Annotated in this window: 9 protein-coding genes and 1 pseudogene; all 10 read right to left on the minus strand. The window is 64.1% G+C overall.

All coding sequences use genetic code 11. From position 1 onward, the window contains the following. Positions 1-3: 3 nt before the first annotated feature. Complete coding sequence (drmC, locus tag miv_RS23980) at positions 4-765, minus strand: DISARM system phospholipase D-like protein DrmC (protein WP_207179317.1); 762 nt, start codon at positions 763-765, stop codon at positions 4-6. Next, on the minus strand, positions 762-2,603 hold the full coding sequence (gene drmB, locus miv_RS23985) for a DUF1998 domain-containing protein (protein ID WP_207183691.1): 1,842 nt from the start codon (positions 2,601-2,603) through the stop codon (positions 762-764). Before drmB ends, drmC begins: the two co-directional genes overlap by 4 nt. Further along, the gene (drmA, locus tag miv_RS23990) at positions 2,600-6,586 is read right to left on the minus strand and encodes a DISARM system helicase DrmA (RefSeq protein WP_207179320.1); all 3,987 of its coding nucleotides are present in this window, start codon (positions 6,584-6,586) and stop codon (positions 2,600-2,602) included. The genes drmB and drmA overlap by 4 nt, the downstream gene beginning before the upstream one ends. Next, a complete protein-coding gene (locus miv_RS23995; protein ID WP_207179321.1) occupies positions 6,583-10,878 on the minus strand; it encodes an Eco57I restriction-modification methylase domain-containing protein in 4,296 nt (1,431 codons plus the stop codon). The genes drmA and miv_RS23995 overlap by 4 nt, the downstream gene beginning before the upstream one ends. Continuing rightward, a complete protein-coding gene (locus miv_RS24000) occupies positions 10,875-12,857 on the minus strand; it encodes a DUF2075 domain-containing protein (protein WP_207179323.1) in 1,983 nt (660 codons plus the stop codon). The genes miv_RS23995 and miv_RS24000 overlap by 4 nt, the downstream gene beginning before the upstream one ends. Further along, a complete protein-coding gene (gene drmD, locus miv_RS24005; RefSeq protein WP_244748679.1) occupies positions 12,854-15,949 on the minus strand; it encodes a DISARM system SNF2-like helicase DrmD in 3,096 nt (1,031 codons plus the stop codon). Before drmD ends, miv_RS24000 begins: the two co-directional genes overlap by 4 nt. After that, on the minus strand, positions 15,946-16,380 hold the full coding sequence (locus miv_RS24010) for a very short patch repair endonuclease (RefSeq protein ID WP_207179326.1): 435 nt from the start codon (positions 16,378-16,380) through the stop codon (positions 15,946-15,948). Before miv_RS24010 ends, drmD begins: the two co-directional genes overlap by 4 nt. Continuing rightward, entirely contained in the window at positions 16,352-17,455 is a 1,104-nt protein-coding gene (locus tag miv_RS24015; RefSeq protein ID WP_207179328.1) for a DNA cytosine methyltransferase, read from the minus strand. Before miv_RS24015 ends, miv_RS24010 begins: the two co-directional genes overlap by 29 nt. Then, a complete protein-coding gene (locus miv_RS24020; RefSeq protein WP_207179329.1) occupies positions 17,452-17,688 on the minus strand; it encodes a helix-turn-helix domain-containing protein in 237 nt (78 codons plus the stop codon). The genes miv_RS24015 and miv_RS24020 overlap by 4 nt, the downstream gene beginning before the upstream one ends. Positions 17,689-17,833: 145 nt before the next feature. Continuing rightward, positions 17,834-18,102, minus strand: a pseudogene (locus miv_RS33445) (ATP-binding protein); the annotation flags it as partial. Positions 18,103-18,190: the final 88 nt, after the last annotated feature.

Genomic DNA, 18,190 nt, shown 5'->3' on the forward strand with positions numbered 1-18,190 from the left:
CCCTCAAACCCGGCGTAGGATCTTCGTGTCGATCAAGGCGTGAAGATGGGAACGAAGGATCAATGGGATGCGGCCACCTTCGATCACAACCCCCGCCTCCATGTTCTTCTCGAGGGCGTGCCCCGTCAGATTGGCACTGGTGATGAAGGCCGCTCGCCCGTCGGCGACCGCGACCTTGGCGTGGACGCGCCCATCTTGGAACGGATGCCCCCGTTCGAGCCAGGCATACAGGACAGCTCCAGGGACGTGGGTGCGCATCGTCTTCACCGGATCGACGTTCAGGCTGCCACCGTGGGCCGATGAGGATTCTACCAGGATCTTGACGTCGATCCCCCGACCTACCGCCGAGTTCAGCTCTGCCACGACCGATTTGACGTCGTAGGCCACGAAACTCACTATGAAGAGATCCATCTCGGCGCGGCGAATGAGATCGAGCAAGACCTGCTCGGTCCGCCGCATCGCGACGAACGACGTCGTCGGGCCCGTCCACACCAGATCGACCGAGGATTCGTTCCTAGCCTTGGCGTGACCGTGACAAGTGCCGCGCAGGATGCCTGCGACCATCTCTCCCGATACGTCGGCCGTCGCCCATTCGGCCAATAGGTGATTGAGGACGGCACGTGCCGGGGCGGTCACCACCAATGAACGGAGGTCGACATCACTGCCATACGCCTTGGACGAGACGATCCGTTCCGCGATCAGCTCAATGCGCCTGGCGGGTAGCAGGACGGCGAGCGCGGTAGCGGCATCCAAGAGCTCTTTCATTCGATATCCACAAAGAAGGCTGCGTGTGCGTTTTCGAGTGTCGGTACGACGAGCGAGCGATCGAGATGGCGATTGCCGCGCTCGCACGAGGTCTCGGACACGAACGAGCAGGCGTGACATGAAGCGCCGTGTAGTGACTGGTCCTTGCTCGGGTCGTGCTCGGAACAGAGAGGATCGGACGCACAGACGTGCGCGCGATGCAGCGCTTGTCGGAGGAGGCGACCCAGATTCTCGGGACGACCCAGTTCGACCAGACCGCCCAACGTCCCGTCTGAATCCGCCGCCGCCGTGTAGATCAAGAAACCGGCCTGATCGCGATCGTCCTCGACGTCGGCATAGATGCGCTCGCGGATGCTAGCGGCGTTGTAGCCGCATTCGAGTGCAAGCTCGCGTATCAGCAGGTGCGCCAGAGTATGGAGCATGACGTATCGGATTCCGGGATAGCCCTGCGCGGGATCCAGCTTTCGCTTGATGCGCCAGCCTGCATGACCCTGACGGAGACGCGCGTCGATCGCTTTGACGGCGTCCTGGTTCGCCCAGGCCGTCAGAGAAGCGGTGTCGAAGCGTAGGAAGATCCCTTCGCCATGTACCTGGGTCGCTGGGATCCAGCTCGGTGCTTCGCGTCCGAGGGGTGCTTTGATGGTGGGGCCCGCGTCACCGCCTTCTTCCGGCGATTCCACACGTGTGAAGCCCAACAGCGCATTTACCTCGCGTAGCCGCTCCAGCAGCAGGACGCGAGTCAGAGCCGCAAAACCGGTCGGTGCCGCCACCTCCTTGCTCATGAAGTGCGGATAGTCGGTCGGGGGATGGGCCGCCGTTAGCACTTCCCACTCCGGACCCTTGAGATCGCTCTGCGCGACCTCCGCTCGCCCGTTGCGATGATCCTCAATCGCTTTCCATAGTTCCTGGCTGGTAACACCATCAACGCCGGGGAGTTGCCCCGATTTCTTGAGCGTCTTCGCGACGATGCCGGCCTCGAGCTCCGATGCGACTTCTTCGAAGAACGTCCACCCATCCGCCACCAGCTGCGTCACGGGGCTACTGGTCTGGGGGATAGCGAGCACCGAGAGCGTAACGGGGAACCAGCCATTGGTCGCACCCAACAGGATGGCTCGCGGATCCTGCGTGCAATCGTCGGCAAACCGATCGACGTGCGGATGCCTTCCGCGGCAGCCGGGAAGGTTCTCCTGGCCGGCCTTGCCGAAGGCTTGCGCCATGTTCCGCGAGACGCCGCACTTGTCGCATTTGACCCAGAGGTTCTCGGTCTGCAGCGAGGCGCCGCTCTCATAGAAGCGCAGATGACCCGTGCAGGCGCTCGGGCCCGAGTGCACGAACCAGTGCCACGGGAAGTCGTCGAGATGGCCGGCGCGACAGGCCATGAGGAAACGGGCGGGTACCGCGTCGGCGTCCCTGGGCGGAAGATCGTTGTTGGACCCCCGGCAGCCTACGTGCACGAAACGCGTCCTCTCGGGACGGCGAGCATCTGCCTTAAGCGAGAACAGACCTGCATCGTAGGGCGAGAGGAGGCCGCATTTCACGCAGCGCAGCCACCGCGGGAACGGCTTCACGGGCACGCCCACGAAGGCCTCGGCAGAGAATGGATCGACGACGTCGCGCGCGCCGATCGGCGGCATACGCAAGGACTCCACTTGGGGGCCCATGACGCTACGGACGTTCGCCAGCAGGCGGGCCTCCTGGATCGGCTGACAACGATCCTTCTCCCACCGGTCGATGCCCATGGTCACGACCGAGAGGTTGGGGAGATCGACGAGCGCTCCGGGACCATAGGTCCAGAGCAGCTGGCTGGGGCGGACTTCTCCGACGGGTGTCTTGCTCACGTCCGATCCTCCTCGGCCGTGGCGCGCGGGCGCCAGGGTGGATCGAAGGTGCTGCGATTGTCCTCCATCACGAGGCGGACCCCGGGCTCGACCTCGCGCATCGACATCGGCACCGTCCAATCGGTCCATGCCGCCACGCCTGGGGCCGTCAGGAGGGGATAGGCCGTCGGGCCGGCGCCGTACCGTTGATAGACCAGCGTGCGGCCGATGACGCCCGATTGGTCGGCCCAGTCGTCCGCACGGCTCTTCATCTCGTCCTCCGCCAAAGTCTTCTTGACGGGGTCTTCGGTGACCTCCCAGGTCCGCTCGCCGATGGCGTGCGCCGTCTCCAACATCTCGGTTCGGGTCGGGCTGTTCATCTGGCCCGCGCCGTCGTTCGGTGCGAAAGGCCGGTAGGCATGGCGCATGATGGACAGCATCGTGCCCGTGAGACCCCGATCGAGCGCACGCGGGGAGAAGGGCGTCACCGATTGCGCTTCCACGTGCTGATAGAAGGTCGCGTGGAAGTGCTCGAAAGACTCGTAGTGCGAGAGGTCGCGCGGACGCGCCCAGGTCAGCACCGTCGCCACGAGGCCCGGGAAAGCACGGCCCACACGGCTCGTCGCCTGGATGTATTCCGCCGTGCCCTTGGGCTGCCCATTCACTACCATCACGCCGAGGCGATTCACGTCGACGCCCACCGAGAGCATGTTGGTTGCGAGCACCACGTCGACCGGGATCGGATCGCCTTTTTGCCGGTCCTGGACCCAGCGATCCTTGGCGGCGTCGAACGTGCCGCCGAAGGGGATCTCGAGCTGATCGAGACGTTTCGGGATTTCCTGGCTCGAGACGCGCGAAGTGAGCTCGCCTACGTCCCCGATACGGCGCTGCGCGAGCCCCGGACGGTCGACGAGGCTCATCTCGACACGGAAGGAACGCGTCTGCACGTCGTCCTCGGCCAGGCGCTTCATACCGCCGAGTTCACGCAGCGAATTGAAGTAGCCGACCAGCGTCATGTACGGATCGGCAACCGGACCGAACACATCGAAGAGCGCCTGCGACGCTGTGAGGAACGCCGTGTAGGTCCGGATCAGTACCGCCGGGCGTGAGCTGCCCGGGGCGCAGATACCCAGATACCGACGGCCGGGGCGCTCGGCGATCGACCGCTGTACCGAGAAGAAATTGTCCTCGACGTCGAGGCCGGATGGCGGGAACACCGAGATCCGCCGCATGAAGACGTTGCGGACCTGATCCTCCGCGCGCCGCACGGTGGCCGTCGAAGCGATCACCTTCGGGCGCACCGTCTTCGCGCCGATCTGCCATGCGCTGAGTGCGTCCACGGCGGTCTCGTAGAGGCCGACCATCGTGCCGAGGGGGCCGCTGATGAGATGGAATTCGTCCTGGATGACCAGATCCGGTGGACGGATCGCACGTGCCGTGAGGACGCGGGCTCGCGGATGGCCTTGCCGAGCCGTATGACCTGTGCCGCACTCGTGCCCGGGCCACAGCAGACCGTGCCGCTCGCATTCCTGATCGACGCGGCCAAACAGATTCCGGACCTCCGGACGCCAGGCCATCATCGCGAACTTGTCGACGGTCGCGATCATCATGGTCGGCGGACGATGGTAGATCTCTTCGTCGACGACCTTCACCGGCAGGCCCGGGAGGGCGTTAGACGCAGACTTGGCCCGCGTGAAGTCGCACTGACCCAGCGGATCACCACAGAAGATCGACGTCCGGCCGACGGTCTTGTCGACATGGATGTCGCGTCCAGGCAGGATCCCGGATCCACACCAGGGACAGCTCGTCAGTTGCGCGGGTGAGGCGACGCCGCCCGGGTTACGGTCCCTGCTGCGCAGGGCCTCCACGGCGGCATGCGCGTCCTCGGTACGGCCGGGCGTCACCTTGTTGCCGACCCAGAGACCCAACGAGAAGGGCTCGGCCCCCCAGCGCGTCGCATCCGCACGGCGGATGACCTCCATCGCGCAGAGCAGCGTCGTGGCACGTTGGAACTGCTGCAGCGTCAGTAGGCGCAGCGTGTAGCGCATGATCACGGACAGGCCGCGCGATCCGTCCATGTCTCCCAGCATGGGATCCAGCCGGCGCATACCAATCGCGTAAGCCGCAACGCCGAGATACGCTTCGGTCTTACCGCCGCCGGTCGGGAACCAGAGTAGGTCCGCGAAGGCTTCGGTCGGCGACGTGCGGTCCGGGTGCCTGGGATCCGTCAGGGACGGGATCGAGAGTAGCAGGAATGCGAGCTGGAACGGCCGCCAGGAACGATTGCGCGGCACGTCCTCTTTTGCGAGATCGGCCGGCTGACCACGACGACGCTTCAAGGCGTAGATGCTGCGCACACGCTGTGAGGCCATTGCGCTGTTGGCGAAACGGAACGCCTCCAGCGCCTTCGGCCCGGCCAGGAGCACGGACATCCCCTCGCGAAGGCGCTTCAGCGTCTCGTCGCACCGGTCCAGCACGTCCTTCGCAGCGGTCTCGTAGCCGGCGACGTCGGCCGGCAGCCTCGCGCGCTGATCGGCGATCCAAGCCGCGTAGTCGTCGACCAGGCACGACAGTGCCTCGCGTAATTCGTCTTCGGCCATGCTGGCCAGACGGGACATGTCGAGCCAGCCGCGCGCGACCATCCGGCGCATGGCCTCACGATCCAGAGGCCGCTCCCCGGGTGTCTCCGTCGCGGCGACCTCGTAGGAGGGCATTACTTCCGTGCGGATGGCGCGGGCCTTAGTGTGATCCTCGTCGTCCACGGTTGCATGGACGGAGATGCCGTGCCCTACCGCGAACTCCACGCGGGCCCGGTAGATGAGTGAGAGCCGGTCGCGTTCGTCGTCGTCGACCACCTGTTCGGCCGCAGGCCGGCGCCGAAAGATCGCATCGCCGCGGCCCTTGGGTGCGCGCACGGCGATCTCGGGCTGGAAGAGCCAGGCCTCGTCCTTGTTATTGTCCGGCTCGATCTGGCTGTTGACGAGGAATAGTGTGACTAGCCGCTCGCCTTGAGCGTTGGTGCGCGTCGTCCCTTGCAGCATCACTTCCGGGCGCTCGGGATCCGGATGGAGCGGCCGGATCGGGCCGTCGATCAGCGGGAGGGAGAGCGGCCCGCCCGACGGCACGCGCCGCCAGACCTTCACCTTCGTCTCTTCCTCAACGCCGGTCTTACGGTCCTTACGACGCTTGACATAATCGTGGTCGCGCCCCGGCACGCGCTCGTAGCGCCCCCACCGAACGTCGACGGAAAGGGCAGTTACGTCGGGCGCTACGCAGAAAGTCATGCCTACGCTCGACGGGATCAGGGATTGATTGTTCGAAGTGTCTATCTCGTCCAGCCCATCATCCTCCGGGACGACACGTCCCGTCGTGCTCGGAAACTCTGCTCCCGGCTCGTGAGTCGGCGCCCGGCGTTCGTCCTCAAGATCGCCGGCTTCGTCGGCCGCCGTCGCAGGCTCGATCGATGTGACCATGTCGTCGACGGGCTGTCGCGGAGCGATTTTCCCCACGAGGTAGCGATCGCGGACACTCATATCCTTGATCAGCTCTTCGGGACCGCCTGCCGGCCCTAAGAGGTCGTCACGTACGGCCAGTTCGAGGAGGGTGCGGATGTAGTTGGCGTCGTTGATCAGCGGGATCTGATCCGGCGCCGAGATACCGACCTTGGATAGTGCGGAGAGGAAGTCGTTCCAAGGAAGCCGTTGGATTGATGCCTTGGGTACGCTCAAACCGAAGTCCGTCGGTGACAGGCCTGCATTCGTGATGTGAACTCTGTCTGTCCAAATCTGTAGTCCGCCTGGCTTGAGGGCGAGGCGTAGGATCCTTGCCAGCGAACAAACCTTCCCACCTGCGTCTAGTACGATGACGAAGTCGCCATTCGAAAGGGCGCTCTCGGATAGATCACTGAGCGTATCGACCGAGAGGATGGTGCGGGATGACGATACGCTCGTCAGGAGCCACGCATTGGCCGAGCGGGCATTCCGAACCCCATTCGCGTCGGTCATGTGTCCTCCTTGAAACGGTATCTCGTCGCGCGGCGATCACCCTGTCGTTCGGCCGCCCCAGTCACCAGTAGCTCGGAGATGGCGTCATTCCACTGGGAAGCCGAAATCCCGGCCCCTTCGAGAATCTCCGCTTTGCCACGCCAGCCATGGTTGGTTCGAAGAAACGTCATGATGCGTTGGCCGGCGGTCGACCGTCGATCTGCCATCTCACCACTGCGGTCGAGCCTTAGATCCAGGGCGATCTGTTGCGTCGCCACGTCCACTGATGGTCGCCTATTGCCTTGAGCGGTATCAGCCGATCCAACGGCTTCAGCGAGCGCTCGCATACCGTTCAGATTCACCAGCCGCTCGAGGATTTCGATTCGCGCAGGCTCAGCAATGGCATATCTCATGCGATCATTCTCCGGGAGGTAGGGGGCTTCCCGGAAATCATGATCCAATTCGATGTCTTCCCAGCCGAAATTGGCGAGTACGGCGGCATCTAGTTCGCGATGATGCTCGCGAAGTCTTTCAATCGGCGCAGAAACATCGTCGGGATCATGAAATCGATTGTACAAATTTGTCAACCCAATCTGTTCATTATCAAATATATACTTTCTATGTGCGATCAGATCGAGCGCAATTGTCGTGACACGGTTCGACGTTCGTTCAGGAAATGGAAATGTCTCAAAAGCATTGCCAATTGAATATTTGAGTCGGGTCTCCAGCCTGGAAGAATATTGTCTGGCCCAGGCTTCGTGAATCGACGACTGGCAGATGCCGAAGCGATCTTCCGCGCCGAGGAATACGTCCAGATTGGTCGACATGATGTAACCATTCGGAACGAACGTGAAGGCCAGATGCTTCGTCACCTCGCTGCAGACCATAACATTTGGAGGCGTCGCCCGACGTTCGTGCCCTACGGGATGCCGATCGAATCGATCGCCACGACCGACTGCGTGATACAAGCCGGGTCGCTTTTCTGCAAATTGCCACCATCTTTCGGGTAGAGGCTTCCTGAGAACGAATTTGCCATCCTCGTCGCGACGTTGTCTCTCCGGTTTGACCCGTTCTTCTACACGTCGCCAGGGCTCTTCGAACCGACGCGCCTTTTCTTCGGGCCAATCCCAAAAATTTATTATCCATCGGCTCGGTCGTTGCTGTGGATCCGTATTGAGATCGTCTCCATTGAGGAAGGGAAACAACACCTCGGAATTCTGCGGATCGGTTTCGATCATTGCCAGAGCTTCCTCCGCCGAGAGGATGAAGCCCATTCCGAAAGGGATGGTGCCTTGAAACGATTGATCACGGTTCGACACGAGCTTCTTGGGCGTCAGCGTCTCACGATCGGTCAGATACGGAGAAATGGATGAGACCTGCCGACCCGATAGCGTCCGGAGCCCGGCCCATTCGCCCTTTCGGATGTGGACACGACTGGTGGTCACGGCCGCTTCGCCGGGCCAGCTTTCGTTTGGAAAAGCCGAATAGATCACCGCTCCTTCTTTTGTGATTGCCTCGAGCCCAACCTGCCGTGTATCGCCCTCGGCGACGGTATTCACGGCCAACATTCCAAGATCACCGCCACTTCTAAGCAACGCAACGGCTCGAATGAAGAAATACGCGACCAGATCGGCGGACCCACGTCGACCGCTAGCCACGTGCGTCACGAGCCAATTTCGGAATGCGCTCCCCATTCCTCCTCGGATGCGTTGACCACCCAAGAAAGGAGGATTTCCGACGAAGGCGTCGAAGCCGGCGCGGTCGCGCTCGAACACTTCGGGATATTCCAAGGGCCAATGGAAGGGCCTTCGTGGGATGCCGTCGCGGGCATCCATCGCCAAGTCGGCAGTGGAGAATGAAATGAGCATCTCGATCGATCTTTGAGCCTGAGCGGCCTCGTCAGCCAACGCCGCCAGCTCCTTGATCCTTGCTTTGCGCCTTGAGGCATTGCTCTCGGCGAACAGGATCCCACAGAGCGCGTCCGCAATACGGCTCGGCAACTCGATCTCCGCTCGCGAACGAGCATCCAAAGCAGCCATGGCTTCGACGTCCTTGATGTCGCGTATCGCGATCTGTCTGAGGTTCATTCGAAGTTCGATGGCTCTCTCGACCGCGGATCGAATGGCGCGTCCGAATAGAGGAAGCTGGTCAATTTGTCCAGGCGCCAGGGAAAGCTGTATCAACTGATCCAGGTTTGTGATGCCCAAAAGACTGTTGCCAGAACGAAGGTTGTGATCGAGGAAACCGAACGGAGTTCCCTTCGCGATCGTCGTCAACCAGAGTGAGAGCTTCGCAAGCTCGACAGCCAGAGGATTCTGATCCACGCCATAGAGACAGTTCTCGGCGATCAATCGCCGGGCGACGATAGCCCGCTCTTCGACGGAAGTCGAAAGACGATCGCGGGTGTGATCCGAAACGATATTCCCTTCGCCGTCGACCTGTCCGCCTTTGCTCTCGTGGATCGCCCAGGCCTCCATGAGCCGATCCGATAGCCAGCGACAGACGGCTACGAGGAACGCGCCCGATCCCATCGCCGGGTCGCAAATCTTGAGATCTAAGAGTTGCTCGGGCGTCTTCAGGCGCCACTCGGCTTCCGGCTTGCCCTCGCTGGGGCCTTCGTAGGCGAGCGGTGTGAGCGTCTCGCGGACGATCTTCTCAGTCAGGCTTTTCGGCGTGTAGTGCGTGCCGCTGTCGCGTCGGTCGGAGCCCACGGCGACCACAAAGGAGCCCGGGTGTCGGACGAGGGGATAGTCCCAGGGGTCCGATCGTAAGAGCGAGGCGTAGGGAAGTATCCTGTCGCGGAGTTTCACGTCGCCGCGGCAGACCGTGAGGAGACGTGCAGCCAGGCCGTCCGGCACCGCGCGGCCGATACCGTTTCGGATCGCGGGCTCGGAACGGCCGCTGCGCTCCTTGATGAGGGCGACTACCTTGGCTTGGCAATCTAGCCGGGCGGACTCCAGCTCCCCCAGCCCGACGCGCGGCGTGCGAGCGCCCGCGGAAGCTTCGAGTTCCAACGTTACGTCGTCGACCCGGACGACGGTGCGTTCGAGCAGGCCTTCGTAGACGTGGCCGATCTGCTCGACGTCCAGGGCGCGGTAGGAGAGCGTGCGACCTTCGAAGGTCTGGATGGCCTCTAAGAGGAGGAGGACGGTTCGATCGTCGATCGGAAGCGGCTCCGCTGGATCGGTCCGCCAACTCGTATCTGTCGCGCGGCCTTCCAGGAACACGTAGCGATCGGGATCGAAGAGCGAGCCACCAAGTGCAGGGAGGCGAAGGATCGGATGTTCGATGCCGCCATAGACGGCGCGGAACAGGGCCAGCAGCCTCGACCAGGCGGAACGGCGTCGCTCAAGTATCTCCTCAGTATCGGCGCGAAGCTGCATCCGCAACGTCGAGAGCGCATAGAAACGATCGTAGCGATCCTCCCCCAGGAGCAGCAGACCGCGCTCTTCCGCCGCGAGCAGGAAGACGAGCCGCATCATCACGGTGAGACCCGCTTCGTAGAGGGTGCGAGGCTCGACGTCGCGTAGAAGTTCGCCGTTGCGATCCTGGTTCGCTCGGTCGAGTGCCTGGACGAGCACCTCGACGGCCTGGCGCACCTGGTCGCCGAGGGCGTCCGTCACCTTGTCTTGATGCGTGAGTGACCGCTCGTAGAGCTTGGGGAGCTTGGCGTCGGAGTGCCCGAAGAAGCGGCGGATCCCCAGGAGGCTGGCGAAAGCGCGCAGCGTGTCCGGCTCCTGTGCCCAGAGGCGCGCATACCAAGTGGCGAACCCCGTCACCCCGTCGGCCGGGACGTGGACCAGGAGCCAGTGTTCGCCATTCGTGACGAGACCCAATGGACAGCCGATCGCGCGGAGCAGTGCGACCATGCGGTCCTTCGGTGTGGTCGCCCAGCCGTCGACCACTCGCGTGGCGTCGAGGTCGACGACGGGTGCGAAGACGTGAATCGCCAGTAGGAGCGCGTCGGATCCTGGTTCCACGACCGCGATGTCGGGACCGAAGGTCACGCCATGCTCGGGGAGCGTGGCGGAAATGGCTGCCGGAACCGCGCTTCCTATTCGCACGACCTGAGGGTCCAACTCGAGCGCCGTGACGAGGACCTCGTCGATCCAGGCAGCGTGCAGAGCTTCCAGATCAGGATCGCCTACGTCGGCGGCATCGCGCCATTCCTCGTAGGCCGCACGGAGGCGCTGTGGCTTTCCCTGTTCGAGGGCGTCCAGCCCTTGCGGGAAGACGTCGTCGAGCACCGGCTCGGCCAGGAACGGGCCGGAGACCTCGACGAGGCCGAGCCATTCGTGACGCGATCTCGTCATGCCACTACCTCGGACAATTTAGGCACGCCCGCCTCGTACAGCATTGATGCCACCCGGTCGAAACGATCCGGATCGCGTGTGGGATCGGTCGAATCGCCGGGAGGGACCCAGATGATCATCCCGCGACGCGCGCGCGTCAGCAGGACACGATACCGGTTCGTGACGTAGCGGCGCTCCGCGTCGCCACGCACGTGCTGCCACTTCGATCCGCGGAATTTCCGGGGCTCCCAGAGGTTCCGCGCGGGGGTGGGTGTCAGATCGGCGCCCCAACACAGACAGACCCAGTCGAGTTCGAGCCCCTGGCATTCGAACTCCGAGGCCGCGACTTCGAGCCTCCCGCTGGCGCGTACGTCCTCGTCCAGAGCGAGGAACCACTTGTCGAAGGCGTAATCCATTCGGAATGCGCTCGACGCTTCGATGCCATGGGCGCGGAGACGCAGATCTTCCGACGTCGAGATGAGGCCGATGCGTAGGTCCGGATCAAGGGCCTTCTGGGCGCGCAGCCACGCCTTCGCCTGCCCAAGATCACGGGTGAAATGGCAGGGGAAGGCGGCGCCCGGTGGGAAAGCCACGCGCGCAGCCTCGACGTCCAGATCCAGTAGACGGTTCACCCATTCGGCCCAACGTTCGGCTCGATGGCTCCGAACGCCCACTGCGAGATGCGCGTCGGCCTCGGCACGGACCGATACGTTCGGTGGCGGATCGCCCTCGAAAAGACGATGACCCGCGACGCTGGACCCACCCGCCAGCACTTCGGGCGATGCGATGACGCGCCAGGGTCGTTCGCGCGAGGCGAGGGCGTTGCCCCACTCGGCGAGCCCGGCCTCACCGAGATAGATCTCTTGGCCACCGCCCACCAGCGCGACGATCACCGCCCAATCCGGCAGACGCTCCATCACGCCGAGGAGCAGTTCGGCTTCGGAGGCATCGACAGCCTGCTTGCGCTTCATCTGTGCGCGGTCCCAGGCTCGTTGGGCCTCGTCGAAGACGACCACGTGTTCGTGCGGACGTTCGGCCGGGTTCTCCCGGTGGAAGCGCAGGAACTGGTGAACGTTCTGGATGAACGTCGTGATCTCACGCTCGCAGTCTCGCCGCCGATCGCCCTTCGCGACACGGTTTATCACGAGGGCCTCGCGTACGATCTTCACCAGCGGACCGTTACCGGAGAGGAAGATACCCGTGTGGCCTTCGGACCCGCGCACACTCGGATCATGGACCACGTCGAGCCCCGTGAGGGTCTTTCCTGCGCCGGGGATCCCCGTCACAAAACAGACGAGGTGCAGGCCGTTCGTGCGGGCCTGGTCGATCGCTTCCGCGATGAGCGTGACAGTGCGATCGAGATTGTGGGCGTGACGGTGCGAGAGCTCTCGTACCCCGTGACCCTCGTAGAGACGGACGGCGGCCTCGACGACGGTGGGCGTCGGGCGATAGGCGGAACCCATCCATGCAATCGGATCGATCGGCAGCGCATCGACGGACAGCGCACGTTCGTCCTCGACCCTAACGATCGCGGCGAGGTCGCGTCCGTTCGTGCGGATGGGATCGGACATGCGCGAGGTTGACGTATCCGGCGCCTCCGTCGCGCATAGGATCGGCACTATCCGGCGCCCGTGGGACTGGGCATGGAAATCATGGATGTCGAGCGCATAGGCGCTCGTCTGCCAGCACGATGCGGCGTCGAATGCATCGGCGCCGACCTTGAACTCGACGACGAAGACGGTGTGCGGGCTCAGCAGGATACAGTCGGGCCGGCGAGCACGCCGTGGGAGCTCGTACTCGAGGACGATGAACCACTCTCGGAATCCGGACGCGCCCAAGGCCGCCTTCAGGAGACGGACCTCTCGGCGCCACGCGTCGATCTGCGTGTTGCGGTGCCGGTCGATCCCGGTCGCGGCGACCCCGTCGACGAGGCGCCCGACGATGGCATCTTCGTCGGCCGTGATGAATTCCCGCAGTGTTGAAGCGTAACCGTGCGTCAACGTCCCTCCATCGTGCAGAGGGAGCGTGGCATCAGGAGGATCACGGCCACCGGGAACGTGTGCTCGGCGACGTTCGCATGCCGATCCTCGATCGCACGGGCCTCCTGCTCGCGTTCGAGCGGGATCCGCGCCAATCGAGCTTCGAGCGCCACGCGGTCGCGCCGCAGCTGCAGGCGCTCGTCCTCAGAGAACAGCGACAATTGCTCGGGCTGCCGCTGGGCGATCAGCTCCGCGTTCAGGGTGCGTTCGAGATCGTCGAGGACCTGCCGGACGTCGTCGATCTCGGCGCGCCGGCGTGTGTCGAGTGTGTTCCCGAGCGACCGAAGCCGATCCTTCGAGCGCGCCTCTACCGCGCTAAGGATAGCGCCGCGATGCTTCTCGAAGCGGGTGCGCAGGGCGTCGAAGGTGCCCGGTGCGAGGGTGGCAGGGGTCGAGGCGTCAAGCCAATCTCGTACTTCGGTTACCCGCTCCTCGCGACGGAAGGATCCATCGCGCAGGTGACCTCCCGCCACGGTCAGCTCTTCGTGGAGACGATGGTGATTGCCACCCGTCACGACGAGGCGAGATGCCACGACGACGGCCGGCCCTTCCAAGCGATCGTCCGGTAGGGCGCGGATGGTCACACGGTGCAGCTTCTTGGCGTCGTCGCGCTCCCAGATCTCGGCACGCAGCAGCCGGAGACTCATCTGCACGAGCCGATGGTTGAGATGGACGAGGACGACGTCGTCCCGCAGGCGCGCGACCTCGTGATCGAAAGTGATCGGGCGGACCGCACGGGTGAAGGGATGCTCCAGCCCCTCTAGGCATCTGGCCCAGGATCCCGAGAGTTCCGGCATTCGGAAGACAGTGCCGTCTGGTGACCCTGCCAGCGTGACGGGTTCGAGATCGGGCTTGTCGGCGATGCGGAGCGCCGTGCGGACGGCACGTTCGACGTTGCTGGGTGCCAGACCCTGCTCCCGGCGTGTCTGCGACAAGCGATCATGCAAGCGGCCGATGCGCTCACGCAGGTCGCGCTCTATTTTGTACACGCGCCGAGCGCGCTCCATGCGCGCCTCCGCGTTCCTGGTATCGAGCTCCCGGCGCCGGCCTTCGAGCAGTTCGGGCAACTGCGGAGCAATCACGGGGTTCACGCTTCCCATGTCGGCACGCATCGCGTCCAGCTTGCGCAGGGCGCGGAGGATGTCCTCGCCCCGTCCGCCACGCCCGTCCACCGGATGCCAGATGACGACTTCGCTCGCGCGCTGCCCGTGACGGTCGATGCGGCCGTTGCGCTGTTCCATCACGTTGGGGTTGTAGGGGATCTCGAGGTGGATCAGGCGGTGGCAATGGTTCTGGAGATCTATGCCCTCCGACGCCGCATCGGTCGCGAGGAGGATCCGGACCGGCGATTGGGCGGGGTCGGCCTGGAACGCCGCCTTCACGGTCTCGCGCTCGTCCGGATCCATACCGCCATAGATCAGCGCCAGGCGCTCGCCGGCCAGGCCGTGCGCCGCCAGGATCTCGTGCATCCAGACCTGGGTCGTGCGGTATTCGGTGAAGAGGATGACGCGCTCGTCGGTCCAGCGCCCATCCTTCAGGAGGCTACTACGTAGCCACGCGATCACGGCGCGCGCCTTAGCATCCTCCTTGCGTGCTGCGGATCCGGCCCAGGCCCGCAACCGGCTCAGCATTCGACGCTCGCCATCCGAAGGTGCGCGTGCCTGGCGTCCGGCCTCTTCGAGTGCGTCGGCCTCTGCTGCCTCCTTCGTGGCGTCGTCCGCATAATCCTCTTCGGTCCTGGCGATCGCGCGTCGCAAGATGCGTTCGTCCATGCGATCGGGACCGCCACGCGCGGCACCGTGACCCTCGATCGTCGCGACGTGTCGTTCGAGCGTCGAGGCGAAGGCCGCAGGCGATGAGGCCAGACGCTTGCGCAGTAGTTGATGGACGAACCGATCGACCGCACGCGCGCCTTCGGTGCCACCTTCTCGCGAAGTTACGTACTCGTCGAGCACCTCGCGGATCCCGGCTTCCCCCTCGTCATGATGGACTGGTAGTGGCTCGAGACGGCGCTTGGGGTAGATGGCTCGCCCGTCGGCATCCAAAATCTCGCTCTTGAGGCGCCGCACCATGACGCGCGCGAGCTGCGCCTCACCGGGCATCACACCACGTGCGAAACGTTGATCGTCCAGGAGTTCGAGGAGCGCCGTGAAGGACTCCGTGTAGCCGTCGTGCGGCGTCGCCGTCAGGAAGAGCTTGTGTTGGAAATGCGGGGCGATCAGGCGCACGAGGCGCGTGCGCAGGCTCTCGACCGCGTAGCGGCCGACCGTCGGAGCGACGTTGTGTGCCTCGTCGACGATGAGGAGGTCGAACCTACGCGGATGTTCGATGCGGCCCGGCAAGGCGTCCCGCAGCAGGCGAAGGCCTTCGCCCTGTTTCGCCCAATCAATGGAGGCGATCAGACGGGGGAAGGAACTCCACGGATTGGCGTTCAGCCCACGCTCGCGGCGAAGCAGGCGAACGTACTTCGTGTCGACGATGCGAAATTCGAGACCGAACTTCTCCTGCATCTCGCTTCGCCACTTCTCTTGGAGGGAAGCGGGGCAGAGGACGAGCGCGGTACGGGCTCGGTGCCGGAGCAGCATCTCCTGCAGGACGAGGCCGGCTTCGATGGTCTTCCCTAGACCGACGTCGTCGGCGATCAGGAGACTGGTCCGCGCCATGTCGATGGCACGGACCAGGGGATCGAGCTGATAGTCCTCAATGCTGACGCCGCTCCGGAACGGCGCTTGAAGATAGCCACGGTCGGCATTGGTGGCGGCGCCCCAGCGCACGGCGTCGAGGAAGGCCTGAAGTGTAGCGTCCGGATCCACGCCGGTAATGCGCGGCAGCCCGCCGCGCTCAATGACGTGCGCGCCTGGTTCGAGCTCCCACAGAACCTCGATGTCCTCACCGAGCGCATCCTCGTCAATGGAGGCGAGCCGGACGAAATGACGCCTGGGTAGGTTGGGCGAGATGGCGGCGGCGTCGATGTCTGAGACGAGCCACTGGCGCCGCCGGACCTCGACCAACTGCCCCGGCTCAGGAATCGTTCGATGCGCAATGGTCGTCACCTCCGCCGCTCCGCCTTCGCGCGGGCTACGACGACCTCGGCGATGCGTTCCACGGCCTCGTCGACTGACTCGTGTTCCCAGACCCGCACCACGTGCCATCCCTCGGCCTCGAGACGTCGATCCGTGTCACGGTCACGCGCTCGGTTGGTCTCGATCTTGTTTCGCCAGAACTCCGCGTTGCTCTTCGGCCAGGAGGCGTGCAGCGGACAGCCGTGCCAGAAACATCCGTCGACGAAGACGATCGTGCGGCTCCTCGGAAAGACGATGTCGGCGACACGGCGTGGCTTGGTCAGGACCGGCACGTGGAGCCGGTAGCGGAACCCGCGCGCGTGCAAGGCGCGGCGCAAGGCCAATTCGGCGCCCGTGCCCTTCTGGCGCACGCGCGCCATGCGGCGACTGGCTTCAGGCGACGAGGGATCGATGATCGCCACGAGACGCGCCTCGCTTCTTCTTGCCCGCGCCACCAGCCGACATGCCGAGATGCGCGAGGATGCTACGGCCGATCACACGGCCGAGCGTCACGGGCACGGCATTGCCGATCATGCGGCCCATGGTGCGGAATTCGATCGGCGCGTCGTCGGGCACGAAGGAGTAAGTCTTCGGAAAGCCCTGAAGGATAGCGCCTTCCCGAAGGGACAGGGCACGATCCTGTTCAGGATGGCCGAAGCGTCCATTGCCGAAGCCGAAGAACTGCGTGGTGAGTGCCGGCGAGGGTTCGTCCCACGACATGCGTCCATAGACGCTCGGATAGGTCTTTCCCGTCTTGCGGCGGTGGCAGGCGGCGATGAGGTGTTCGGGCCAGTCCCGCCAGGTCCCGCCGGGGGTGGATGCCCGAATCCGCTCCAGATTCAGTTCGGAGAGGCTCGCTGCCGTGTGCATCGGATCGGCGCGAAACGAGCCACCTTGCGTGATGGGCCTGAGATCGCCGATTGCATCACGGACGGTCTTCGGACGTCTGGCGGATGGGCTGGCGAGTTCGATGGGGCCATGGAGAGAAGCTAGGATGACCATCCGCCTGCGCTTCTGCGGCAGGCCGTGCTCCGAACAATCCACGACGTCGGACCAGACGTGATACCCGATGCGTTCGAGCGCACGGATGAAATCATCGAAGACCTCGTGCCGCGTAACGAGGGGGACGTTCTCCATCGTTACCAGATCCGGCCGCGACTGCTTCACGAGGCGCGCAAATTGATAGAGGAGGCCCCAGCGAGGACTGGTGAGTGTGTCGTAGCGCCGCGAGTAGGTCGAGAAGGGTTGGCAAGGCGCACATCCAGCAAGCACCCGGACGCGCGCATCACCGAACAAGCCGTCGATTCGACCGGACGTCACGCGGGCGACGTCCTCCCTGAAGAAATTCGCGTCGTTGTTGGCGGAATAGGGGTGACGGCAGGCCTCGTCAACGTCAAAGCCGGCGACCACGTCGATGCCCTCGCGACGCAAACCATGCGTCAGACCACCCGCTCCGCAGAACAGGTCGATACAGGTGATGTCGCTCACCAGCTTCATCGGGACATCCTCGCCGGCTTGCTCCGGCCAGGCTCTTCCTTGATCGTTCCAGACCCTTCGTCCGCCGCTCGCCCTCTGCGCACCCAATCGTCCACTTCGGATGTCTGGAACTTCCACAGTCTGCCTACACGATGGGCGGGCATCTCGCGCGTGGCGATCCAGCCGTAGACGGTGTCGCGGCTGACCCCGAGATGGTCGGCGATCTCCTCGACCGAGAGCCACCGTTCGTTCATCCCATCCACCCCGAACCAGCCGGCGCCCGGAGATTCTCATCCATTCGAGTCGGAGTAAAGCCGATTGATGCCTGTTCGACCCCAAAACTTGGGATAAATCGGCTGCGACACGTCTCCTTCAATCGACGTTGTCGATTCCCAGACGTTACCGGCCTTTCCGCTCGACCGGACTGGAAAGCGGCTCGGGGAACATTGACCCCTGATCGGCGTCCAATATCAAGGAGGGGCCCGCGCACCGCGGCGTGACCTTCATGCGTTCGACGCGGCAATGCGTGGGAGGTGCCCGTGGGGCCCGGAGGGCGACCATTGCTGCACTCGAGTTGGGTCGGACGCGGTTCTTGAAGCGCCAGCTCTCGTTGTCGACTCGACGATCTCACAGTGATGGGTGAGACGGTCGAGCAGCGCGGTGGTCATATTGCGGCGCACAACCTTAGCTCAGCCGGCGAAGGTCCACTTTCGGGCGAGGATCGAATGCCCGTTCCTGCCACATCTCGGAAGGGGC

It is taken from the genome of Methylobacterium indicum, assembly GCF_017347565.1.
In the GTDB taxonomy this organism is placed as follows: domain Bacteria; phylum Pseudomonadota; class Alphaproteobacteria; order Rhizobiales; family Beijerinckiaceae; genus Methylobacterium; species Methylobacterium indicum.